The 23,192-nt window shown below is 45.1% G+C and carries 29 protein-coding genes and 1 pseudogene; 4 read left to right on the top strand and 26 right to left on the bottom strand.

Annotation, left to right across the window (positions count from 1 at the left end; all coding sequences use genetic code 11):
- Positions 1 to 28 precede the first annotated feature (28 nt).
- A pseudogene (locus A9236_RS11380) lies at positions 29 to 1,374 on the bottom strand (heavy metal translocating P-type ATPase).
- A 15-nt stretch (positions 1,375 to 1,389) separates the two neighbouring features.
- On the bottom strand, positions 1,390 to 2,478 hold the full coding sequence (locus tag A9236_RS10420) for an MFS transporter (protein WP_236638893.1): 1,089 nt from the start codon (positions 2,476 to 2,478) through the stop codon (positions 1,390 to 1,392).
- 224 nt (positions 2,479 to 2,702) lie between these two features.
- Between A9236_RS10420 and A9236_RS10415 the strand changes: the two genes are divergently transcribed.
- A complete protein-coding gene (locus A9236_RS10415) occupies positions 2,703 to 3,686 on the top strand; it encodes a tripartite tricarboxylate transporter substrate binding protein (protein ID WP_071465242.1) in 984 nt (327 codons plus the stop codon).
- 8 nt (positions 3,687 to 3,694) lie between these two features.
- Here the strand turns inward: A9236_RS10415 and A9236_RS10410 are convergent, their stop codons facing one another.
- The 21 genes from A9236_RS10410 to A9236_RS10310 form a co-directional block, all read right to left on the bottom strand.
- A complete protein-coding gene (locus tag A9236_RS10410; protein WP_071465241.1) occupies positions 3,695 to 4,450 on the bottom strand; it encodes a 2OG-Fe dioxygenase family protein in 756 nt (251 codons plus the stop codon).
- 32 nt (positions 4,451 to 4,482) lie between these two features.
- Positions 4,483 to 5,451, bottom strand: a complete 969-nt coding sequence (locus A9236_RS10405; RefSeq protein ID WP_071465240.1) for a tripartite tricarboxylate transporter substrate binding protein — start codon at positions 5,449 to 5,451, stop codon at positions 4,483 to 4,485.
- A gap of 11 nt (positions 5,452 to 5,462) precedes the next feature.
- On the bottom strand, positions 5,463 to 6,767 hold the full coding sequence (locus A9236_RS10400) for a TAXI family TRAP transporter solute-binding subunit (protein ID WP_071465239.1): 1,305 nt from the start codon (positions 6,765 to 6,767) through the stop codon (positions 5,463 to 5,465).
- 48 nt (positions 6,768 to 6,815) lie between these two features.
- On the bottom strand, positions 6,816 to 8,009 hold the full coding sequence (gene ccmI, locus A9236_RS10395) for a c-type cytochrome biogenesis protein CcmI (protein ID WP_236638891.1): 1,194 nt from the start codon (positions 8,007 to 8,009) through the stop codon (positions 6,816 to 6,818).
- The gene (locus A9236_RS10390) at positions 8,006 to 8,485 is read right to left on the bottom strand and encodes a cytochrome c-type biogenesis protein (protein ID WP_083393468.1); all 480 of its coding nucleotides are present in this window, start codon (positions 8,483 to 8,485) and stop codon (positions 8,006 to 8,008) included. Before A9236_RS10390 ends, ccmI begins: the two co-directional genes overlap by 4 nt.
- Positions 8,482 to 9,012 (bottom strand): DsbE family thiol:disulfide interchange protein, encoded by a 531-nt coding sequence (locus A9236_RS10385; RefSeq protein ID WP_071465238.1) that lies wholly within the window; start codon positions 9,010 to 9,012, stop codon positions 8,482 to 8,484. The genes A9236_RS10390 and A9236_RS10385 overlap by 4 nt, the downstream gene beginning before the upstream one ends.
- Positions 9,009 to 10,928, bottom strand: a complete 1,920-nt coding sequence (locus A9236_RS10380) for a heme lyase CcmF/NrfE family subunit (protein ID WP_071465237.1) — start codon at positions 10,926 to 10,928, stop codon at positions 9,009 to 9,011. Before A9236_RS10380 ends, A9236_RS10385 begins: the two co-directional genes overlap by 4 nt.
- Positions 10,925 to 11,359, bottom strand: a complete 435-nt coding sequence (gene ccmE, locus A9236_RS10375; RefSeq protein ID WP_071465236.1) for a cytochrome c maturation protein CcmE — start codon at positions 11,357 to 11,359, stop codon at positions 10,925 to 10,927. The genes A9236_RS10380 and ccmE overlap by 4 nt, the downstream gene beginning before the upstream one ends.
- On the bottom strand, positions 11,356 to 11,544 hold the full coding sequence (gene ccmD / locus A9236_RS10370) for a heme exporter protein CcmD (RefSeq protein WP_071465235.1): 189 nt from the start codon (positions 11,542 to 11,544) through the stop codon (positions 11,356 to 11,358). Before ccmD ends, ccmE begins: the two co-directional genes overlap by 4 nt.
- The gene (gene ccmC / locus A9236_RS10365; protein WP_201721759.1) at positions 11,544 to 12,314 is read right to left on the bottom strand and encodes a heme ABC transporter permease CcmC; all 771 of its coding nucleotides are present in this window, start codon (positions 12,312 to 12,314) and stop codon (positions 11,544 to 11,546) included. Before ccmC ends, ccmD begins: the two co-directional genes overlap by 1 nt.
- Positions 12,311 to 12,976: a heme exporter protein CcmB gene (gene ccmB, locus A9236_RS10360; RefSeq protein ID WP_071465234.1), complete on the bottom strand. Its 666-nt coding sequence runs from the start codon at positions 12,974 to 12,976 to the stop codon at positions 12,311 to 12,313. Before ccmB ends, ccmC begins: the two co-directional genes overlap by 4 nt.
- Positions 12,973 to 13,620 (bottom strand): cytochrome c biogenesis heme-transporting ATPase CcmA, encoded by a 648-nt coding sequence (gene ccmA, locus A9236_RS10355; RefSeq protein WP_071465233.1) that lies wholly within the window; start codon positions 13,618 to 13,620, stop codon positions 12,973 to 12,975. Before ccmA ends, ccmB begins: the two co-directional genes overlap by 4 nt.
- 196 nt (positions 13,621 to 13,816) lie before the next feature.
- Entirely contained in the window at positions 13,817 to 14,392 is a 576-nt protein-coding gene (locus tag A9236_RS10350; RefSeq protein WP_071465232.1) for a YceI family protein, read from the bottom strand.
- Positions 14,393 to 14,437: 45 nt separating this feature from the next.
- Positions 14,438 to 15,013: a YceI family protein gene (locus A9236_RS10345; RefSeq protein ID WP_071465231.1), complete on the bottom strand. Its 576-nt coding sequence runs from the start codon at positions 15,011 to 15,013 to the stop codon at positions 14,438 to 14,440.
- Complete coding sequence (locus A9236_RS10340) at positions 15,003 to 15,551, bottom strand: cytochrome b (protein ID WP_071465230.1); 549 nt, start codon at positions 15,549 to 15,551, stop codon at positions 15,003 to 15,005. The genes A9236_RS10345 and A9236_RS10340 overlap by 11 nt, the downstream gene beginning before the upstream one ends.
- Positions 15,551 to 16,105 carry a flavodoxin family protein gene (locus A9236_RS10335; protein ID WP_071465229.1) on the bottom strand — a complete coding sequence of 185 codons (555 nt, stop codon included), beginning with the start codon at positions 16,103 to 16,105 and terminating at the stop codon, positions 15,551 to 15,553. The genes A9236_RS10340 and A9236_RS10335 overlap by 1 nt, the downstream gene beginning before the upstream one ends.
- 33 nt (positions 16,106 to 16,138) lie before the next feature.
- The gene (locus A9236_RS10330) at positions 16,139 to 16,552 is read right to left on the bottom strand and encodes a MarR family winged helix-turn-helix transcriptional regulator (RefSeq protein WP_071465228.1); all 414 of its coding nucleotides are present in this window, start codon (positions 16,550 to 16,552) and stop codon (positions 16,139 to 16,141) included.
- Positions 16,553 to 16,669: 117 nt separating this feature from the next.
- Positions 16,670 to 17,527: a metal-dependent hydrolase gene (locus A9236_RS10325; RefSeq protein WP_071465227.1), complete on the bottom strand. Its 858-nt coding sequence runs from the start codon at positions 17,525 to 17,527 to the stop codon at positions 16,670 to 16,672.
- A 129-nt stretch (positions 17,528 to 17,656) separates the two neighbouring features.
- Positions 17,657 to 18,067, bottom strand: coding sequence for a carboxypeptidase-like regulatory domain-containing protein (locus A9236_RS10320; RefSeq protein WP_071465226.1), 411 nt, complete (start codon positions 18,065 to 18,067; stop codon positions 17,657 to 17,659).
- Positions 18,068 to 18,146: 79 nt separating this feature from the next.
- Positions 18,147 to 19,127 carry a quinone oxidoreductase gene (locus A9236_RS10315; RefSeq protein ID WP_071465225.1) on the bottom strand — a complete coding sequence of 327 codons (981 nt, stop codon included), beginning with the start codon at positions 19,125 to 19,127 and terminating at the stop codon, positions 18,147 to 18,149.
- Positions 19,128 to 19,162: 35 nt separating this feature from the next.
- On the bottom strand, positions 19,163 to 19,597 hold the full coding sequence (locus tag A9236_RS10310; RefSeq protein ID WP_071465224.1) for a DUF2452 domain-containing protein: 435 nt from the start codon (positions 19,595 to 19,597) through the stop codon (positions 19,163 to 19,165).
- Positions 19,598 to 19,744: 147 nt separating this feature from the next.
- On the opposite strand from A9236_RS10310, the gene A9236_RS10305 reads away from it, so the two are divergent.
- Positions 19,745 to 20,131, top strand: coding sequence for a DUF2237 family protein (locus tag A9236_RS10305; RefSeq protein WP_071465223.1), 387 nt, complete (start codon positions 19,745 to 19,747; stop codon positions 20,129 to 20,131).
- Complete coding sequence (locus A9236_RS10300) at positions 20,128 to 21,027, top strand: histone deacetylase (RefSeq protein WP_071465222.1); 900 nt, start codon at positions 20,128 to 20,130, stop codon at positions 21,025 to 21,027. The genes A9236_RS10305 and A9236_RS10300 overlap by 4 nt, the downstream gene beginning before the upstream one ends.
- A gap of 18 nt (positions 21,028 to 21,045) precedes the next feature.
- Here A9236_RS10300 and A9236_RS10295 read toward each other — a convergent pair whose 3' ends face one another.
- From A9236_RS10295 to A9236_RS11370, 3 genes are all read right to left on the bottom strand, one after another.
- Positions 21,046 to 21,594, bottom strand: a complete 549-nt coding sequence (locus tag A9236_RS10295) for a phasin family protein (protein WP_071465221.1) — start codon at positions 21,592 to 21,594, stop codon at positions 21,046 to 21,048.
- A gap of 127 nt (positions 21,595 to 21,721) precedes the next feature.
- On the bottom strand, positions 21,722 to 21,952 hold the full coding sequence (locus A9236_RS11375; protein WP_236638886.1) for a hypothetical protein: 231 nt from the start codon (positions 21,950 to 21,952) through the stop codon (positions 21,722 to 21,724).
- On the bottom strand, positions 21,949 to 22,371 hold the full coding sequence (locus A9236_RS11370) for a hypothetical protein (RefSeq protein ID WP_236638883.1): 423 nt from the start codon (positions 22,369 to 22,371) through the stop codon (positions 21,949 to 21,951). The genes A9236_RS11375 and A9236_RS11370 overlap by 4 nt, the downstream gene beginning before the upstream one ends.
- Before the next feature lie 217 nt (positions 22,372 to 22,588).
- Between A9236_RS11370 and ahpC the strand changes: the two genes are divergently transcribed.
- Positions 22,589 to 23,152, top strand: a complete 564-nt coding sequence (gene ahpC, locus A9236_RS10285) for an alkyl hydroperoxide reductase subunit C (RefSeq protein WP_071465220.1) — start codon at positions 22,589 to 22,591, stop codon at positions 23,150 to 23,152.
- Positions 23,153 to 23,192 lie beyond the last annotated feature (40 nt).

Below are 23,192 nucleotides of genomic sequence, written 5' to 3'. Positions count from 1 at the left end.
CAGCCAAATTGCTGACGAAATAAATGCACTAAGCAATAAAAAAAGCAACAAAGTATGCGGCCCACTTTTCTGCCAGGCTGACCATCACCGGCTTAGCAAGTAATGCCTGATCTAGTAAAGAAGCAATTCCAGCGATGCGGGTAGATTGCCCAACAGCATCGATTCTCATAATCAGTGGATTAAGGATATTGTGGGTACCGGCATAAACACGATCCCCAATTTTTTCTCTACTGGCTTTGCCTCTCCAGTTAGCAGCGATTCATCTAGGGCGCTAACGTTTTCAATCAAAACCCCATCCGCAGGAACCACTTCACCCGGCGATACACGAAGCACTTGACCTGGATTGCAGTTGACTACTGGAACAATTTCAAACTCTTGAGAGACTGGGTAATGCGGCAAACGATCACAGGTTGCTGGTAATTGCTTTGCCAAAGCCTCTGCCCCACCTTGTGCATCCTGTCTGGCCAGCAACTCCACATAACGCGCAGCCAAGATGAAGGCGACAAACATGGTGATGGAATCAAAATAACTTTGACCGGACCCCTTAATCAGATTAATCGTGCCAGCAATGAATGCTAAACCTAAAGCTAGGGCAATTGGTACATCCATCCCCAGCATACGAGTCTGCTTGAAGGTTTGAATACTTCGCCAAGCAGCTTGAAAGATGGGGCCTGCTGAGTACACCATCACAGGCACTGTTAGAGCCCAGCTTGTCCAGCCCAACAGAACTTCAAACTCTGGCATGATATCGGCACCCACATAGGTAGGCCACGCGTACATCATCACCTGCATCATGCCAAGTAAAGCGACACCAAGGCGAGTGAGTAATTGACGCCTTTCTCGTTTAGCTCTATCGAGTGAGAGTGAAGGCTCAAATGGCCAAGCCTCATATCCAATACGCTCGATCTCAAAAAGTAATCTAGCTAAACTGGTTTGCTCGGGTAAAAAATGCACAATGACTTTTTGGGTCACATAATTTATTTGCACATCCTTTACGCCAATCAGGCGTCGCAGATGCTGTTCACACAACCATACACAAGCTGCACACCGAATCTTCTCTAGACGTAATGTCGTTTCTAACTCGCCCACATCACCATATGGCCTAGTAAAGCGTCCGCGCAAAGAGGGATCATCGTAAGGCTTTAGTCTTTCAGGGATTTCATTACCCGCAAGGTATGCAGCAGGCTTATCGCTAGATTGAGCCCTTCTTGCATAGAAGACCTCCAGACCTTCTCCATGAATTGTTTGCGCAATGGCCATACAACCAGGACAACAAAACTGGCGCTGTAATCCACCTAATTCTGCCTCTATCAACTCACCAGGCAAAATGGCACTTAGGCAGTGATAACAGGTCAATTTGATGCTGTTATTCATTGCTGGCTCATGAATTTATTTGTCAGCCCAACCATTACGGCGCTCATAAACCACAAAGAGCACGCCCCAAATCACAATTGCAGAGTACGCCCATACCCAAGCCGTTCTCGATGTCTGAGAGCCAGAAATATCTAATACAAAACCAAAAATGGCAGGGCCAAGAAGACCGCCGCCAAAGCCCATCAAGGAATGCAATCCCATTGCAGCACCCTTGATATTTTCTTTGGCATTAATGACTAAGCCAGCTGTCAAAGTAGCTGAGTCTGCCATGGTGAAGATTGAATGCGCAATTGCCAAAGTGAGAATAAGCCACCATGAATTTCCAGTTGAGCTTGCGAGCGCAATTCCTAAAACAGCACTAGCTAGCATCACAATACAGACCCACCTTTGTCGACCAATACGTAATGCAACCTCATTACCCAATATAGATGAAGGCACGCCAAAGAAATTAATAATTCCGGCTAATGTTGTAATCGCTAAAAAAGCTGACTCTCCTGAGGTGGCTACACAAAAGGCTAGGAAGGCAACAATCCAGCTACGAGAAGCAAATAGCTCAAGGGTGTGAGCTGTATAGCCAAAAATAAATCCGGCGGCTTGTTTATCTTGCAACACCAATTTCCATTTACCCACTGGAAATAAATCTTGGATAGCAATCTTGATGGGGCCACGCCACTTTTCATGAGCAAGCGGAGGAATTAAGAACAAGACAATCAAAAATGCACTAAAAGGCCCAAGCGCAATAATGCCAAATACAGAGTGCCAACCCATGGCATTCAAAATCCAGCCAGAGCACAAGTAAGAGAAGCCTGTACCAATTCCAAAGAAGGCCGTATAAAAAGCAATGTGCCGCGTTAACTCTCCAGACTGAATTCGGTCAGACAAAATCTTGAGTCCCGGCATATAAGTGCCTGCCAGCCCTGCACCGTTAATAGCCATAAATAACATGGCAGTCCAAAAGTTACTGGCAAAGAAACACATCCCCAAAAGGCCGGATGTCGCAGAGAGCCCTCCCACCAAATACACCTTGCGTGCATCGACTCGATCGGTCAATGCTGTTGCCAGTGGTACAGCGAGCATATATCCAAAGAAAAAAGACGCTGGCAATAAGACCTGACTGAAGATTACTTAAGTGCCACTCCTCCTGCAAAGGCTTAAGTACAACGGCATAGCAGGCAAAACCTAATAAAGCACAGGTTTGTGCCAGTAGCATCAGAGGGGTGTAACCAGTTGAACGAAAGCGCATAGAGTATCGGTAAAAACGTGAACTCATTCTACTCGCCCCAGGCTTTAAAGACCCGCTACACTAGAGAAAAATAGACGGAGACAGCATGAAAAGCACGCCCTTCCTAGGTACTGGGATTCAGATCTTAATAAGCCTATTCATCAGCCTTACTAGCTCGATAGCGTTTGCTGATAACTATCCCTCCAAGCCAATTAAGGCCATTGTTCCATTTGCACCAGGTAGCACTACCGATCAAATTGGACGAGCCTTCGCCACCAAAATATCCGAAGCCCTAGGTCAGCCCATCATCATTGAAAATCGACCTGGGGCTAATGGCATGATTGGAGCTGATTTTGTAGCTAAAGCTCATCCTGACGGTTACACCATTTTATTTGGAACCAATAGTACAAATGCAGCTCTTAAAAGTTTGGTTAAAAATTTGCCCTACAACCAAGAGACTGCATTCACTCCCATTGGCTACTTTGGCTCAGCCCCGCTCATTATTGCCATCAACAACGACGTTCCTGCAAAATCTCTTAATGGGTTTGTATCACTCGCCAAAGCAGATCCTGGAAAAATGACCTTTGCATATGCGAGCACCTCGCAACGGGTATCGTCTGAGATGCTGGCCAGCGCTGCCAATATCAAAATGACTGGCGTCTCCTATAAAAGTGGGCCCAATGCCATGACTGACCTCATGGGAGGACAGGTCAATATGTTCACCTCAGACTTCGGTGTTTCACTGCCGCAGGTGCAGGCTGGAAAAATCCGTGGACTAGCTGTTACGTCGCTAAAGCGCTCGCCTGCTATCCCCGAATTACCCACTGTAAATGAAGCACTTGGGATTAAAAACTATGAGTTGATTGCCTTCTTTGCAGCGTTTGGTCCCGCGGGCATGCCAAAGGATGCGGTCATCAAACTCAATAAGGCAATTAATGATGCAGCCAAGTCAAAAGATTTAGTTGAGCGACTTTCCACCATGGGATTTGAAACCCAGCCCGGCACTCCTGAAGCGCTTGGTCAAAAGATAAAACTAGAAACTGCTAAGTGGGCCAAAGCAATTAAAGAAGCAGGGATGGAACCAGAATAAATAATCTATTACTGTTGACTGCGATTTGGAGAGTCTTGAAAACCATTAGACCTAAAGGTGAGCACCAGAGTATCTCGGTAGCCGTAGTTGCCAAGTGGCTGAATCGGAGTAGATTCATGAATCATGCGCTCATCATTCATCAGCAATAAAGACCAAGGCTGCGTGAGTGTAAATCGCAACCCTGCTGAGCCATTTGCCTCAAATATTCTCGTCTCTCCGCCCTTAATACCATCGCGATTTAGCAAAAACACAGCAACAAAATCAACGCCATCACGATGAGCTCCCTCAGGAGTTGGACGACCAATTCCATCCGTAGTATCAATCCGAAATTGATGGGCCTCTACAAACCAAGTTGTCACTGGCTTTAAGCTGCTCAAGGTATTTCCAAGACCAAGTAATACAGCCTGCCAAGCAGGATCATTTTGTAAATTTACTTGAATAGGCTCAAACCAGCGCTCGATACCACCATGCAAAGCGTTGTAGTCAACCGATTGCCAGTGAGCGCGATGAGGCACCAAAGTTAAGGCATTCTTTTTAATCTCATAACTAGCATGTCGACGAGCGCGATAACGACCGCCATCCTTGAGGTAAGGGTCCCGCGGCAAACCCTCCCAATATTGAGTCAGGTTTTGCAAGTCCGTTAAATCAACCTTACAAATCTCTGCAACAGTTTCAGCTGACGCGACTGCAAAGCCCTCATCTCGCATGGCCCGAGGGAGGTCTTTTGCCGAAGTTAAAGCAGAGGATAGGTTAGCTGTACTCATGCGTTCATTTTAGGGTAATCCACCAGAAATACTTAATCGAGCTGGGCGCCCGATGCTTTCACAATCTTGATCCACTTAGCCAGTTCGTCCTTTAGAAGGACACTCAGCTTTGCTGGTGGTACAGGGCTTAAGTCTAAACCTTGGGCCATTAGCTTTTCGCGGATATCTGGTCTTGCCATCATCTTATCTAATGCTGCTTGAATTTTCTTAACCACCTCTGGTGGGGTTCCAATCGGGGCAAACATGGCTACCCATACCTCACCCACACAATCGGGATACGTTTCAGCGATCGTCGGAATTTCTGGTGCAGCGCTAGAGCGCTTTGCTGAACTGATGGCAATGGCTTGAAGCTTACCCGCTTTAATGTAATTTAAGGCTGACGGCAGACTTGCAAATGCGAGCGGCACTTGGCCACCTAAAACATCATTAATTGCAGGCGCAACTCCTTTATACGGAATATGCTGCATATCTATACCAGCACTGGTATTTAACATCGCACCTAACAAATGACTGATGGTGCCATTACCAGCAGAGGCGTAAGAGAGCTCACCCGGTCTCTTCTTAGCAGCAGCAACTACTTCCGCGAGCGTTTTATAAGCGGATCCTGGAGGCGAAACCAATACATAGGGTGTTGCCCCAATGTAATACAGAGGAACAAAGTCATTGATCGGATCAAAGCCTGGGTTTTTATACAAGGCAGGATTAATAGCTTGTGCGCTATTAATCGTTAGCAGCAAGGTATAACCATCCTTTGCAGAACGCGCCACACTTTGGGTGCCGATATTGCCGCCTGCACCAGGCCTATTCTCAACCACTATCGAAGTATTGAGCGCCTCACCAAAGGCAGGCGCAATCAAGCGCGCCACAATGTCATTGGTTCCACCAGCCGCTTGAGGAACCACCAATGCAACTGGCTTGCTTGGATAAGCCTGTGCGAGCGCTGAAGATGCAATTAAAACTCCAATTAAGGCACCTAGCAACCTACTCCATTTTTTATTCATATTGTCTCTATTTAAGAATACAGATGATTCAAGCGAGCACGCACATCGCCCACATGCCCTTTAAGATCGTATAGCTCTTTGGAGTCCATCATGGAGACTTTGATATTGTTAACCCGCCTCTCAATGACCTCAAGATCTTTAAAGTTCTTTTCCTTCAGGTCTGGATTAAAGGCATTCTTCTCAAGATCTCTAAGCTCTGCATATACTTGCGCAAGCTTCAGACGTAATAGGAAATTTTTAGCTGTTGGGATATAAGTAAACAGCGGAATAAAAATCACCAACAAAGGAATCACAATCTTGACAAAGCGCCCTACCCAAACCGCCGTCCAAAAAGGAAGGTGGCGATGTAAAAAGGAAGGGCCGTCTTTAAGATAAATCTCTGCATCAGCATGCAAAGGAAAATCCATACCAGTGCTCGAAGGGAACTCGCCTGGCTTTTGTAGGCGGGAATAGGATTTCAAGACATCATAGGAAGCGCTTAGTAATAAAGAGATCATTGCTGGACTAACATGATCCTGCGTCACCAGAGTAGCTGTAGGCGCAATCACCTGAATATCCTGACGCGGCAAGTCATGCTGAATACTCAGAAGACCTCTGGGGACATTGACCTTGGATAAATAAGGCAGATTGCGGGTATATGCATCAGCCTGATCAAAACTCATTAAACGAATACCTGGAATCTCATAAAACTTTTTCAGAACTGGAGCTTCGGCTGCAGCAACAATAAATACCGCGTCCAACTCACCACTGCTAAGTTTTGCTAAGGCCTGATCTGGTTTCAGTTTCTCAGCGTGGATTTCATTTTCAGAAATGCCGCTAATATTGAGCAAAGTAGTGCTTAAGGCCAAGGTTCCACTGCCTTCATTACCAATGGCCACACGCTTACCTTTGAGCTGACCTAAAACTTGCAACCGGCCACCATCGGATTTAAATGCTGGCTCACGATACCAAACCCAAATGGGCTCATAGAACATGCCTGCAATAGAAACTAAATTGGGATACTTACTAACATCTGCAACACCACCTTGGACCATTGCAAAATTGACGCCAGACTTAGGGTCCCTTAATAGGGCCAAGTTATCAATCGTGCCGCCTGTAGCCTTCACATTCAATGTGACACCATCTGAAGCAATCTGCTCCTTTAAGCGCTCACCAAACTGGTAGTAAAGCCCTGTTGGAAAGCCTGTAGCCATCTCAATGACTTTTGATGGGGGTGGCACCAGTATCCATAAGACAGCAAAAATAGAAATAAGCAGAACACAAAAACCAATGGCAATCGCAAAAGGGTTATAGATTTGTCTTTTTAGGGAGTTCATAAGGCCTCTATTGTTTTTTCTCATGCTCAGCAAAGTCAGGCGATCAGATTACTGCCGTACTTGATTAATCAATAGTTTTACTTGATTCGAGCCAACCTTAACAGTTTGTACCGAGGACATCAAATCCCCCGCCTCAGGTTTAGCCATTCCTGTCTTAGAAATTCTCACCTCAATAGCCACTTCGGATAATTTAGAAATCGGCATATTTGGATTCATGGCCAATGCATCTGTTAAAACAAAATTCATTGGAAAATCACCTACGGCCACTTTCAATACAGCTACTGGCATCCGCTCGCCAGGTTGGCGTGCAATCACTAATACGGTATCACTAGGCTTAACCTGAGACTTCAACTCAGCCGACAATTCAATCTTGCCACTGATCCCTTTTGAGCCACCTACAGAAGCGATAGTGCTCGTTAGGCCACCCTTAGAACGGGCCTCGGCGATGGATCCCTGAATTGCACGCGCCTCTTCAGACCCAGGAGGCAATTGATTTGCAAGCCTTTCCCAAGCTTGTACAGCAGCCTTGTAATTTTGCGCTGCAAAAGAGGCGGATCCTGATAACCATAAGGCCAATAGATTATTAGGGTCAATTTTTAGCGCTTGGTTAATCAGTGCCAATGGTTTACCAGAGAAATTTCCATTGGAAACGGATGCTAATGTATCGGCATATTCAGCCAAGAGTTCAGGATCGTCATTAATAAAACTACCTGCACGAGCATATGCATTAGCAGCATCCTGATTGCGCCCTAAAATTCGATACGAGCGCGCCAACATTGCCCAGCCCTTTAGATTGCCTGGATCTTTTTCCATCTTCAGAGCAAACTCAGCAACCATCTTCTCAACACCAGCCTGAGTGGTTGGTCTTTGCTCATTATATTGAGCAATACGAATCACATCACCCAATGAAAAATACATAGCAGAAGAAAGCAACACAATAAATACACAGAGGCCAATGACTACTTTCTTGGAGGAGCCCATCACCGAGCGGTCATCCTCTTCACTGGTGTCCTGAAAAAGTCTTTGACGCATTTCTGCATGACTCATCTCATACTCATCTGCATTAATGAGGCCGGCCGCATGTTCTGCGACCAGCTTATCTAGCTCTTCGCGATAAATAGCAGCATTCATTTGGCGACGAGAGGTTTCTTCGCCCATACCTGAGAAGATAAATGGGCGAAGCAGCAAGAACAACACTAGCGCAAGCAATAAAAAAGCGGCGATGAAAAAGCTAGTCATCATTTTTCATCCCGTTCATCTTTTCCCAATCCAGCTAACAAAGCATCCATTTTTTGATTATCTTCAGCGCTTAGGGCTTTACTTGGGGCGACTGCATTACGCCTACGCAAATAGCCGAGCAATACCGCAATGCCAATTACCAAAATCACAAAGGGGCCAATCCACAGCAACCAGGTGATTGGCTTTACTGGTGGACGATACAAAACAAAATCGCCATAGCGCTCAACCATAAAAGTTCTAATTTGATCATCGCTCTTACCCTCTTTAATCAAGGTGCGAATTTCTCTACGCAGATCATTTGCTAAATCAGAGCGAGATCCTGCCAGTGATTCATTTTGACAAACTAAACAACGCATTTCTTCAGAGATGCTAATTAAGCGTTGCTCGGTCACTGGATCATCTGCTAGAGGCGCAGCATCATTGGCAAATGCAAACTGCAGAAAGAGGATAGAGGCGAATGTTAGAAAGAGTGGCTTCATGACTTTTGGAGCTCACTGACTAATGGGTATATCTTCTGCTTCAGAATTTCAGGTGTAATCGGACCAATGTGCTTTAGGCGAATAACCCCCGCCCGATCTATTACATACGTTTCAGGTACGCCATACACTCCATAATCAATTCCAACTCTGCCATTCGCATCAAATGCGGAAAGTAGGTAAGGATTGCCTTGTTTTTCTAGCATGGCGAGAGCATCTTCACGCTTGTCTTTGTAATCAAGGCCAATTAGTGGAACCAATCCTGATTTAGCAATCTCAACCAGAACGGGGTGCTCCTCACGACAAGCCACACACCATGAGGCCCACACATTGAGAACCCAAACTTGACCTTTCATGCTCGCAGGTGAAAACGTTTTATTAGCTTGCCCTAATTGTGGGACTTCAAAAGCAGGTGCGGGTTTATTAATAAGGGGCGATGGCACTTCATGAGGGTCAAGATTTAAGCCAACAGCCAAAAATCCTACCAGCACAACAAAGAGTAGCAAAGGGATTAAAAATTTTGCTTTCATGCTGCTACTCTTTTTAATTTCAGACGGTAGCGCTTATCCGACATCGCCAGAACGCCACCTAAAGCCATGAATAAACATCCACCCCAGATCCAGTCTACAAAGGGTTTGTAATAAACCCGAACAGCCCAAGCCTTATCACCCAACTCCTCACCGAGAGAAACATAAATATCACGAGTGAGAGAGGTATTAATCGCAGCCTCAGTCATTGGCATCGTAGAAGAAAAATAGCTACGTTTTTCTGGATGAAGAAATGCTTGAGAATTGCCATTTTTTGTCAGTGAAAAAGTACCGCGTATGGCTTGATAATTTGGGCCCGGCACCACTTCTATACCCATCAACTGAATTTGATAGCCGCCTACAGTCACTGTCTCACCAGTGAACATACGTACATCCTTCTCCTCTTGATAGGCGCCAACCATGGTGACCCCAATCACGAAAATGGCAATGCCCAAATGGGCAACTTGCATTCCAATAAAGGAGCGCGTGGGTTTACCAATCTTCATTTGACGAATCACTTGCAAACATCCAGAAGCGATGAGCCAAAAGGCCAATAAAAATCCTAGGCCTGCCAGCCAAGTAAATTGACCCATGATGAGCGGAATTGCAATTCCGGCAAAGACGGCAATCAAGCCAGCCAACCATAAACGCTTAATTACAGTAAGCAGATCAGTATTTTTCCAGCTAGTCCACGGACCAATGCCCATCAATACCAATAATGGAATCATGATTGGTACAAAGACGCTATTAAAGTAAGGAGGGCCTACAGAGATTTTTCCTAAGTGAAGCGCGTCAATCAACAAAGGATAGAGTGTGCCTAGCAAAACCGAGCCGGCAGAAACTACCAAGAACACATTACCCAACAAAATAAATGTTTCTCTTGAGCTCAAACTAAATTTTCCGCCCAGAGTATTTTTTGGAGCACGCCATGCATATAGGACCAATGAAGAACCGACGACTAGCGATAAGAATATGAGAATAAAAATACCGCGTCTTGGGTCGGTTGCAAAAGCGTGTACTGATGTTAGGACACCAGAACGCACTAAGAATGTACCCAAGAGTGAAAGTGAGAATGCAGTGATTGCCAACAACACAGTCCAGCTCTTGAAGCCACCGCGCTTCTCTGTCACCGCTAAAGAATGCAATAGAGCAGTGCCTACTAGCCAAGGAATAAAGGATGCGTTTTCAACAGGATCCCAAAACCACCAACCGCCCCAACCGAGTTCGTAATATGCCCACCAAGAGCCTAATGCAATGCCGAGCGTTAGAAACACCCATGCAGCCGTGGTCCATGGACGCGACCAACGCGCCCAAGCACCGTCTAACCTTCCGGATAACAAGGAGGCAATTGCAAATGCAAATGCTACAGAGAAGCCAACGTAACCCATATACAACATTGGCGGATGAAAGACTAAGCCTGGATCTTGTAGAAGTGGATTTAATGATCTGCCATCTTGAGCCGCTGGCAGTAAACGCTCAAAGGGATTGGAAGTAGTCAGCACAAAGAGCAGTAAGCCGCTAGTAATGAGACCGAGCACGCCAATCACTCTAGCAACCATAAACTCATCCAAAGCTTTAGAAAGCTGCGACACCAAGATTGTCCAAGTGCTTAATAGAAAAATCCACAATAACAATGAACCTTCATGACCACCCCACACTGCACCAAAACGGTATACCACTGGTAACTGTGAGTTGGAATGCTCCGCAACATAGAGAACGGAGAAGTCATTCGCATAAAAACTCCATGCCAAAATTCCAAAGGCAATAGCAAGCAGCAGGAATACCGTTTGCGCAGCTGGCCTGGCCAATACCAATAGCTCACGACGTCCGTAATGTGCCCCCACTAAAGGCAGAACCCCCTGGATTAAAGCAACACATAAAGCTAAGGTTAGTGCGTAGTGCCCGAACTCTGGAATCATTTACTAGTTCCATTTTTTTGCGCTTGCTCTAAAGCATGTTTCGCTTCAGGCGGCATATAGTTTTCATCATGTTTTGCCAAGACTTCGCTCGCTATAAATTCCCCATTAGCATTCATGCGTCCCTGAATCACGGCACCCTTACCTTCTTTAAATAGGTCAGGCAGGATGCCTGTATAGGCAACGGGGATATCCTTCACTAAATCGGTGATCACGAAATGCACAGTCAAACCATCACGTTTCAAGGAGCCATCTTTGACCATTCCACCAATTCTAAAAGCTTGGCCCTGAGGGGCTTTACCTGCAGCGACCTCACTTGGGGTGACATAAAGTGCAATATTGCTATTCAGTGCATTCAAAATCAGAAGCGCAGCTACCCCGATAACTGCTAGGGCAGCAACAATCATTAATGCGCGCTTATGTCTAGGCTTCACTGACTACCTTCTTTATCAAACTGCTCGGCTAACTGCTCTTGCTTCAGTCTACGAATAATGGCTTTATTACGAGCACGAATACTAAGAGGCTCAAACAATAAAACGGCTAGACACACTCCAAAGCTGCACCACACATAAAGTGCATAGCCACCCATCGCAAAAAACTCTGCTGGACTATTCCACATTAGACTTTCACCTCATCTAATTGTCTCACCCAATCTGTATGGGCTTCACGCTCCAAAATAATGGCGCGTACTCGCATCAAGCCCACAGCAATGGTGTACATCCAGAAGCACAGAGCCATTAACAACATACCCAGCAACATAGTTTGCGCCATAGCCGGTGCTTTAGTTAGGGACACGGAAGCGCCTTGATGCAACGTGTTCCACCACTTCACGGAAAAATAAATGATTGGCACGTTCACTACGCCAACCAAGGCCAAAATTGCACCCGCCTTATCAGCCCTGCGTGGATTATCAATTGAAGCCTGTAAGGCGATGAAACCCAAATATAGGAAGAGCAAAATCAACTCTGAAGTCAGGCGTGCATCCCACACCCACCACGCACCCCACATTGGCTTACCCCAGAATGCCCCCGTCCACAAAGACAGAAAGGCCATCCATGCGCCAATGGGTGCAAGCGCTTGCGCCATCATGGCTGATAAACGCGTGTTAAAAATTAAGCCCAATCCTGCCCACGCAGCCATCACTAAATAAATAAACATGGACATCCAGGATGACGGCACATGAATAAAAATGATGCGATAGCCTTGACCTTGCACAGCATCTACTGGAGCAACAAAGAAACTCACCCAAAGACCGGCCAGACCAAAGATGGCTGTTAATACCCAGAAAAGGGGAATGAGTTTGCCCGCTACCGGATAAAAGGTACTTGGGCTTGATAACTTAAACCAGTTAACCAAGCGATTCTTGTCAAAATTATTTGTATCAGTCATTCAATCGCAATCTTTACAGCTGCAGCAGTAACCCAAGGTACAAATGCTAAAGCCAAAATCAATAAGGCGCCTAACAGCGAAAAATGTCCTGAAGTATCCAGCCCCACGCTGTTGGCGTATACCGCACCGGCACCGAAAATGAGGACCGGAATATATAAGGGCAAGACCAATAAACTCATGAGTATGCTGCCGCCACGCACTCCCAGCGTGAGCGCAGCACCAATAGAGCCCAAGAGAGACAGTACGGGAGTACCCAATAATAAAGTTCCCATCAATATATATAGAGAACTCGTGTCCAGATCAAACTGAATCCCAATGATCGGCGCTAAGATCACCAGCGGTAGTCCACACACCATCCAGTGCGCAATCATTTTTCCAGCGACCAACAAAACCATGGGTTGAGGCGATAAAGCAATTTGCTCCAAAGCGCCATCAGCATAGTCGGCCGCAAACATGCGCTGCAAGCCAAGCAAAGTAGATAACAGGGCAGCAACCCAGATCACTCCAGGAGCAATTTTTCTCAGAAGGGCTGTATCAGCACCGATGCCCAGAGGAAACAAGCTGGTCACGACAACAAAGAAAAATAATGCCGTCAGCACTTCACTCTTGCGACGCATCACTAAGAGCAAGTCCCGACGAATCATTGCTAGCAATGCGCTCATAGCTCTAAGACCTTCACATTGGCAATGTTGACCGCCTGATGGCTAGTTAATACCAATAAGCCACCGGCAGAGAGATGCTCTGCAATTAAGCCCTCAAGTTCAACAACAGCCTTAGCATCCAAGGCATTAAAAGGCTCATCCAAAATCCACAAGCGCGCTTGACGGGTCAGCATACGAGCCATTAACACCCGTCGCTTTTGACCTGCAGACAAACAATGAATCGGTAAATTTTCGCGACCACGCAAGCCAAAACGCCGCAATGCTGCCATAGCATCTTCTAGCAATAGCTGGACATCATCAATTGCCGCGTACATTTGCAAATTTTCGAGAGCAGTAAGCTCCTCCTTCAGAGCATCGCGATGACCCAGAAATAATAGATCCCGATGATAAGCGCTGGACTGTGAATTAAGTGCTTGTTGATTCCATAACACTGCACCAGATTCAGGCTGAGACAGTCCAGTCAAAATTCGCAATAAAGTAGTTTTACCTACGCCATTCTCGCCACGGACATGGAGACAATCTCCAGCTGCAATCTGAAAACTTAAACCAGAAAATAAGGTTTTATCACCACGTACACAACCTAAAGCACGTGCTTCAAGCGCTAAGCTGGATTGACTAGAGATTGTGGAAATATAGGCTGTCATTAGAGGTGATGGCTTGAATCAAACCGCCAAACGCATTGTCCAAGAGCCCCTACAGGCTGTCAAACGCACAGAAAGGGATTTTTCAGAATAATCTCTTTTAATTCAAGTATTTACGGAATTATAAACCTACTCTTAGGGGAAATAAAAAACCACCCGAAGGTGGTCTTTTGGAAAAACTGAAGCCTCTCGATCAAAATCACTCTTTTTTCGCTGCTTCAATCGCAATCATGATGGTGACGTCATCGCCAACGTTAGGAGCATATTTACCCATATTGAACTCAGTACGCTTTACCTTAGTTTCAGCATTGGCACCGCAGTAATCAACACCAGACATCGGATGCTTTTTGCACTCGAAATGTGTGATAGCCAAGGTCACTGGCTTACTGACACCCTTTAACGTCAGAATGCCTTTCAATTCAACTGGCTTATCGCCCTTGAAAATCATGTCATTTGACTGAAATGTTGCTGTTGGGAACTGTGTGGTAGATAAAAAATCTTCGCTTTGAATATGACCATTAAATAAGGTTGAGCCAGTATCTACTGACTTGGTATCAATAATGATATCTGCGCTACCTTTTTTTGCTGCTTGATCAATCGTCACTGTACCAGTAACAGTATTAAAGCGACTCGTTTGTTTTGAAAAACCCAAATGGTTGTATTCAAACTGAGCGAAGGTGTGATTCGCATCTGTCGAATAGGTAGATGGCGCTGCAATAGCTGCTGTAGCCAAACCAATGGTTGCTAACAATGTAAACAATAACTTGGATTTCATGTAATTCTCCGTGATAAAAAATCTAATTAAAAAAATATCTCAATACTACTTTTGGTTCAACACTAAATTGACCTTAACGGGCACTTCATTGGATATGGCTGATGTGTCAGCCCAATTACCAGCACCTAAACCGTAGTCCAACCTCAACAACTGAAAGCTGGCATCAAATATGATTTGCTTGCCCTGCGTCTGATACTTTGCCGCTATAACTACTGGTAACGACTTCCCTTTGATAGCCAAAGAGCCATGAATCTCCAGACTATTGGGGCCAGTGACCTTCACTGCATCAGAGGTAAATATGGCGTTAGGATAGAGTTTGGTACTGAACCAATCCTTCCCTTTAGCCTCTTCTTGCAACTCTTCGCCGCCCGCATTAAAGCTAGCAATATCAATCATCAAAGAGGCTTTAGCTTTTTCAGGCTCATCGGGATTAAAAGAAACTTTTCCAGAAAACTTCCCAAAACCACCTGCCAGTTTGGAGCCCATCAACTTCGTTGTAAAAGTAATTTTGCTTTTAGCAACATCAATTGATGAATACTCAACCGCATACAGGGATGCTGATAGAGTCATTGCCAGAATTGCGACCAAACCTTTTCTAAAGAAAGAAACATTATTTCTCATTGCGAGCGCTCCTAAAAGACATGCGACTTAATAAGCCATCTTTATCAATCAATTGATGTTTAAGGGCGGCTAAGATGTGCAGACCTACCAAAGCCATTAAACCATTAGCGAGCCATTCATGAACCTCTTTTAGAGTATGGCCTAGGGCTTTATCTTTTTCGACTAAATCCGGTAATTCAAAGAGCCCAAAGTAGTTAACGGTATAGCCTTTGGCAGAACTCATGAGCCAACCTACTACCGGAATGGCAACCATTAATAAGTACAGGGCTACATGGGTCAACTTCATCACCCTCTCTTGCCAAGCAGGCATCTTCAAATTCAGCTCAGGAGCAGGATGGGCGCTACGCCATAGCAAGCGGACTACCACCAAGAAGAATACAGTTATCCCAAGCCATTTATGCCAGCTGTACCCTGCAATCCTAGTGGGACTCAAGGGCATATCACTCACCACAATGGCAATAGACCAAGTAACTAAAATTAGAAGCGCCATCACCCAGTGAAAGAGAATGGCGAAGCCGGTGTATCGAGAGTGATTCATTAGCCACGCAACTTCTGTGTAATCTTAGCTATGCGCTCGCCATATAAACGTGCAGTCTCTAAGTCGCCAGCATTTACTTCATCAGCGCTTGCATCGGATGGTGTTGTCATCATTGCACCTGCAGATGAGCCAACATAGTTCACATCATCACGCTTAGCTGACTTGGCGTTTGATGGCATCAAGCCAGTACCAACCCATACACCAGAGTGCTGCATTGCTAAAGTAAAGAAGTAATGCAAAGTGGAATGTTTATCGCCATTCATCGTTGCTGAATTGGTAAACCCGCCAAATACTTTGTCTTTCCACTGCTGTGAAAACCACTGTTTAGAACTTGCATCAGCAAACTTCTTGAACTGCCAGCTCACAGTACCCATATAGGTTGGCGAGCCAAATACGATGGCATCCGCATCGTTTAATGCAGCCCACTGAGCATCCGAAATATTACCTTCTGCATCAATTGCGACCAATGTTCCATTAGCGCCTTTTGCTACAGCTTCAGCTTGTTTTACGGTATGCCCATATCCACTATGAAAAACTACGGCTACTTTACTCATGCTCTTCTCCTATTAACTCAGTTTGATCGTAGATTAAAAAATATCTTTAAGTAAATTCAATGACTCCTGCACTTCCTTTAATTGCTTTGGAGACAGCTTCTCAAATGCCTTTTCCAAATACTGTAAGTGCGCAGGAAATACTCTTTCAAATAACTTTTGACCCGCATCTGTTAAACCAATCATTTGGCTACGAGCATCCTCTGGATTCATCTTCCTCTCTAAAATGCCTTTTGTCTGCAGACGTTCCAACACACCCGTTAAGGTCCCCTTGGTCACCAAGGTTTTTTCTCCCAACTCCTTGCAAGTCATTGGTGGCTGATTGCCCAAGGTAGCAATGACATCGAATTGAGTCATTGTGAGGCCCAGGCCCTTTAAATCTGGCGCAGAGTAGTGCTCAAACGCTTGATAGGCAGAAACTAAGCTTCGAAGGGTGGGTAAAAAGTTCATTTGAGGTAATTAAGTACTAGTTAGTACTATATTAGTACTAATACGAACTAAATGCAAGCAACTAGAAATAAAAAACCCCACAATGAATGCGGGGTTTAGAGACCAGCGAAGAAAGTCTTAAAACTGGACTGTTTCACCTTCTGTCATTGGGATGATCTTGATGCTACTTCCCTTCATGGCCGCCTGAAACTCAGCCAAGGTGCCTTTGGTCATTGGATTAGACCCGTAATGCATCGGAATCACCATTTTTGGCTTAACCCAAGTTTTTAATGCATAGGCTGCATCTTCCGGCGCCATTGTGAAATTGCCGCCAATTGGAATCAAGACTAAATCGGGTTTGTAGTGCTCGCTAATAAATTTCATATCACTAAACAAGCCTGTATCACCCATATGCCAAATTTTGAAACCGTTCTCTAACTCAATGATGTAACCAACAGGTTCACCAGCTGGATGTGACTCGAGCTTATCGGTGGCTGGATTCTTCCAAACCAATAATGAAGAATGCTCAGCCTGCACTGCAGTTACCTTGATACCGGGCAATGGAGTCACACTGCCGGTTTTATTAAACCGCCAGCCAAGCTCAGCAGGAATGATGCCTAATGTCGTCAGCGGGGTCACCATATCAGCGGGACCATATAGCTTAATGTTATTGGCCTTAGCTACTGCAGGTGCGTCACCCAGATGGTCAACGTGAGCATGAGTAACCAACAGCAGATCAATTGGGCCAATGGCAGCCAAATCATTTTTGTATTGCGGGGGAGTCTTTGGTCCACCAGTGATCCATGGATCAATTAAGATCATCTTACCCTCAGGAGACTTAATCCTAAAGCCTGCTTGACCAAACCACAAAAGCTCAGTTTTGTTTTGTGCGTTAGTGCCTGCAGATGTCTGCGCCAATGCGAATGTACTCGCAGTAAGTAGCACTGGCAGCACCAATGCTTTTGCAATCCATTTCTTAAGTGAAGTATTTCTCATTACCCTGTCTCCCGTGATCTATTTATTCGGATGGGAAAACTATATCCGAAATTAGAAACAGAGGCTGAACTCTCTTTATAAAGCTATATGGCGCTGCACCAATTTTGCAGCCTCAAGTTCGCTGAAATACTATTTCCAGAAAAGATTAATCTTTTGCGGTGAACCTGCTTTCACACTCAGGGCCCTACTTTGCTCAACACCTTGATAACTCGCCTGGAGGACATAGTCACCTGGCGAAAGATTGATCAACATATACGGACCATCTGCTTGAGCATCAAAAATCACTTGCTTCTTGGCATTGCTGATTTTGATCTTGGCACCAAAGATCCAAACCCCTCTACCATTTTCTATTTGAGATAACTCCAATAGCAGCGGCCATTGTTTAGCTTCGGCCAATATGGCAGCCGTCTCCTCTTCACCCACGCCACCGGAAATATAGGAGATCTCATTCGAATGTTGCGTTGGTGGAATTTGTGCCAAGGCAACGGTAGCCCCAAGAAATATACAAATAGCAAAAAAGGATCTGGCAAGGATGTTCATGCTTCTATATTACAACTCTAATAGCTTAAGAAAAAGCCCCGCATGGGCGGGGCTTTTGGTTTAGTAGCCTTAATACTGCTTAAGGAATCATCACAATAGCGCCGGAGACTTTTCTGCCCTCGGCAGCACGGTGTGCATCAGCAGCTTGCTCCAGCGAAAACTTTGCACCAAGCTGCACTTTGACATAACCCTTGGCAATAGCATCAAAGACGGCTTTAGCATTCTCTTGCAATAAAGCATGTGTCGCGTTGTGCGGAAATACAGAAGGCCTAGTTAAGAATAAGCAGCCTTTCTTATTCAGTATCTCTGGCTGAATTTCTGGTGCAGGGCCTGAGGCGGCACCAAAGAGTGCAACCGTACCAAAAGGTGCAGTGCATTCTAGTGAACCTAGGAAGGTATCTTTAGCGACAGAGTCATACACCACGTTGGCTTTTTTACCGCCAGTTGCTTTTAATACTTCTTCAACCCAATTTGGCTGTGAGTAATCCACCACCGCATCACATCCAGCTTCTTTAGCTACCGCCACTTTAGCTTGCGAACCAACAGTGCCCACTACAAAAGCACCCAAGGCTTTTGCCCAACCAGCCAAAATTTGCCCAACTCCACCAGCAGCAGCGTGAACTAATACGACGTCACCGGCTTTTACTTTATATGTTTTTTGCACAAGATATTGCGCAGTCATTGCTTTGAAGAACACTGCAGCAGCAACTTCGTCTGAAACATCATTTGGTACTGGCACTAATTTATCTGCAGCAACATTACGTGCGCTAGCATAAGCACCAATACCGGCATTCATATACATCACACGATCGCCAATCTTTAGGCCTGTCACACCCTCACCCAAAGATTCCACAACACCGACTGCCTCATGACCAAGGCCTGTAGGGAGCTCGAGGGGATAAACACCTGAGCGCTGATACACGTCGATGAAATTAAAACCAATCGCAGTTTGACGAATTTGTACCTCACCTTTGGCGGGAGGAGGCAATTCTTTATCAATGAGCTTGATTACGTCTGCGCTGCCTAATTTGTCCAGGCTAACTACTCGTGCTTTTGTCACATGTCACCTATTTATATTTGTTATAAGAAAAAATATCATACTGCAAGAGCGTTTTCTTCCACCACCGCCCAGGTGCTATCGCCCAGCTTCTTCACTGCCATAGCATAAGTCCATCCATCCGGAATTCCACAGCTCCACTCTTTAGGCCCATTTTGAATAAGCACATTGGTCGAGTTTCTGCTGTCGTAATACAGATGGTAAATTTTTCCATGAATGGGATTAAAACCAAACTTAGCACTATGGACCATTTCAGTGGCATCCAATCTTGCCTGTAGTGCTCTTGCTTGTTTCATCAGCACCCCAGCTTGCTCCATAATGCGCTCGTATTCTTGCTTGGCATTTTGGCGTGCAACGTTTACCGCTTTATCTTTTTCCTCAACCACTTTGATGGGTGCAAAAACTGGAGCGCCAACTTCCATGGGATATTCAATACCCGCATGTCTTGCTGGATCAGTGTCTTCAATTCTCATTGCTTGCCCGTGAATTCATGTTTTACTGCAAAATTAGCCGTACAGCCCGTATTTACGAAGAAAGTGTGACACAAAAAGGGGATTTTTGCCGAGCAGCACACCGCCCCATGCATGCACCTGCTTTAACCACGATTAAGGAATAATTTGATGCGTAATGATGTCGCCCTCAACGTTTTAGGGCAACCCTTGGTTCCCTGCTCTTTTGATCCTTTAACTGGATTCTTTAGGGATGGCTGCTGCAAAACTAACGAGGAAGATGTGGGTAGCCATCTAGTCTGCGCCATTGTTACCGATGAATTTTTACAATTTAGCCTAGCCAAAGGTAACGATCTCATGACGCCTAGGCCAGCATATCGATTTCCAGGTCTTGTCGCAGGAGATCAATGGTGCCTTTGTATCAATCGCTGGGTCGAGGCTGTTGACGCGAATTGTGCGCCCCTGATTAAATTAGAGAGCACTCATATCAAAGCACTAGAAACAGTCTCCCTTGATTTACTTGAACAATATGCGAGCGATGTAGGAAGTTCTGTTTGAAGGCTTTTTATTCCGATCACTTTGTCTTGCCACTTCCGGCAGGTCATCGTTTTCCCATGGAAAAGTATTCTCGAGTCCGCGACTTAGTAAGCACTCTTGCCAATTTAGAACTGATAGAAGCACCAGCCGCGACGGATACCCAAATTCTCTATGCTCATGATGCTAGTTACCTACTCAAAGTCATAGAGGGGAAACTTAGTCCTGAGGAGCAAAAAGAAATTGGTTTTCCGTGGAGCGAAAAAATGGTGGAGCGCTCTAGACGCTCTGCAGGAGCAACAATAGCTGCTGCCAAAACCGCCATCAAGGAGGGAATCTCTGGGAATCTAGCTGGCGGCACACATCATGCTTATCGCAATTTGGAGAGTGGTTTTTGTGTATTTAATGATTCCGCAATTGCTGCACGCGCCCTTCAGAAAGAAGTAAGTTCAAATCTAAAGGTGGCCATCATTGATTTAGATGTACATCAAGGCAATGGCACAGCATCCATTCTTCAACATGATGCTTCTATCTTCACGCTTTCAATTCATGGGGAGAATAACTTCCCATTTAAAAAGGAAGTGAGTGATCTAGATTTTGGATTAGCAGATGGTTGCGATGACCATACCTATCTCGATGCACTAGCTCAATGCCTAGATCAACTGGATGCTCGATTCAAGCCAGACTTTGTTATTTATCTTGCCGGAGCAGATCCCCACGAGGGCGATCGACTCGGCAGACTCAAGATCAGCAAAGCGGGAATGCTTCAGCGAGATGAGGCGGTATTTGAATATGCCTTAAGCAGACAAATCCCAGTCGCCTTCTCAATGGCAGGCGGTTACGGTAAAGAAATTGGCTCCACTATTGAGATCCATGTTCAGACGATCCAAACTGCTCTACAGTTTCAAGAGCGCTATTGACTCTCTATAAAAATTACACTATTTCTTTTTAGAAGGGCCCTTTGTGGCAGTGAGATTGCCAACACTTTCCACGCTTTTCTCAAAGTTAGCAAAAGAATCTGCCATTGCTGCGCGCACTAATTCAAAGTTCTGCAGGGCATTATTAAACGAAGTTTTAAAGACCGACACATAGGCTTCACTGCCGGGAGGCGCATTGTCAGTGGCATCATTAACAAAATGAATGAGGTCGGCCTTTGAGTCCTGAATCATTACTTCTGCAATGTCAGCTAGCTCTTTATTCCCACTTCTTAAAACATTGAGTAATTGCTGGTGGTAATGCGCCACTTCTTTTGAGGCATCTTGCAATACTTCTGCGTGCACATAGTCAAAAGCCGATTTCGGGTCTTGGGTTTTCATGAGCTCGGAAACTCGCTTCTGAATACGCTCTGCAAATTCTTGTGCAGCCTGTTGATTAATCTGGGCAATAGCTTGCGCACTTTCCATGGCAACTCGACCAACGGCTTTACTAGCATCAACTGCCTTTTGTTGACTTTTAGCTGCAGCGGCACTCAATGAATCTTTGCTCATAACAACCCCTTTAGGTGAGAGATATACGATTGATATCTATACGAATACAGATACCAATCTACTCTCGTTTAAGAGCGTTTCTATAGAGAAATACCAGTAGAACCCAGCCAATGTGGGTTCCGAATGATTACTTAGCTGCAGGAGCCTTTTTGGGAAGACTATTCAGTGTGGCCGCATCATTCAGCTGCTGATCCACCAGGTAGAGCGTGCCACCATAGTTGGCCTGCAAATCATAGCCAGACAAACCAACGGTATAAAAAGTAATCTCGGGATTAAAGGAGCGAATTGTTCCGCCTGAGCCTGCAGAAAAATTAGCGTCTACGTCAATGCCACCTTTTTGTCCATCGATTGAAGTCAATAAAATTGATCAATTGCAGAAGTGGTTTTGAAAATCACAATTTGATATTGGTTTTGATATCCAGCGCCCAGACCTTCACCTGTCTTGAGTGCCTGCATAAACACAGGCTCCTTACGACGCTTGTCATACAACACACCCTCACCGCGCGCGACTACGATTAGGACCACATTAACATTGGTAGTGCTAAACACTGCATAACCAGGAGCCTTTTCAATATCTTCCCTAATCTTTGGATTTTGTTTGATTAAGGCATCGAGACCCGTTTTAGCCATCTCGATTGTTGCTTGGCGCTTCTGAACAATTTCTGCTTGTGTGAGCGGCTTGCCATCTTTACCCGTAGATTGACAGCCTGAAAGCAAAAACAAGCCCAAGGCAAGGAAGGAAATAGATCGGATCAAATGTTTGAACTGAATTGGCATATCGATAACGACTCTCAAAAAGACTGGTAGGGGCTGTTTAGAGCTTTAAGACCTCATTATCCCCGCTTTAAGCAATGCCTTATTTAATTATCAATAATTTCGATCATTAACATCTAAATTATTCATTATACAAATAATAAAATAGTGCCTAGAATGGACTCCGTTGTCAAAGCATTCCATGATTGATTAACCCAATTCATTTAACAAAAGGAGCACCATGTCTATTATCAACACCGCAGTTCAGCCATTTAAAACCGAAGCTTTCCATAACGGTAAGTTTGTCACCATTTCTGATGAAAGCCTCAAGGGCCATTGGTCAGTTTTGATTTTCATGCCAGCAGCTTTTACATTTAACTGCCCAACAGAAATTGAAGATGCAGCCGAGAACTATGCTGAGTTTCAAAAGTTAGGTGCTGAAGTGTATATCGTAACAACTGATACCCATTTCTCACACAAAGTTTGGCACGAAACTTCACCAGCTGTTGGTAAAGCAAAGTTCCCGCTCGTTGGTGATCCAACACACACTTTAACAAATGCGTTTGGCGTACACATTCCTGAAGCTGGCTTAGCTTTGCGCGGCACATTCATCATCAATCCAGAAGGTGTTATCAAGACTGCAGAAATTCACTCCAATGAAATCGCACGTGACGTATCTGAAACATTGCGCAAGCTCAAAGCTGCTCAATACACAGCTGCTCACCCAGGTGAAGTTTGCCCAGCGAAATGGAAAGAAGGTGCAGCTACTTTGACTCCATCTTTAGACCTTGTAGGCAAGATCTAATAGATCAGACTCTCTCCGGAGAGTCTATTGGAGAGGATCA

This window comes from Polynucleobacter sp. QLW-P1DATA-2 (assembly GCF_001870365.1).
Taxonomy (GTDB): Bacteria; Pseudomonadota; Gammaproteobacteria; order Burkholderiales; family Burkholderiaceae; genus Polynucleobacter.
The sequence above is the reverse complement of the archived record's forward strand: the minus strand, read 5'-3'. Positions and strand labels throughout refer to the sequence as shown.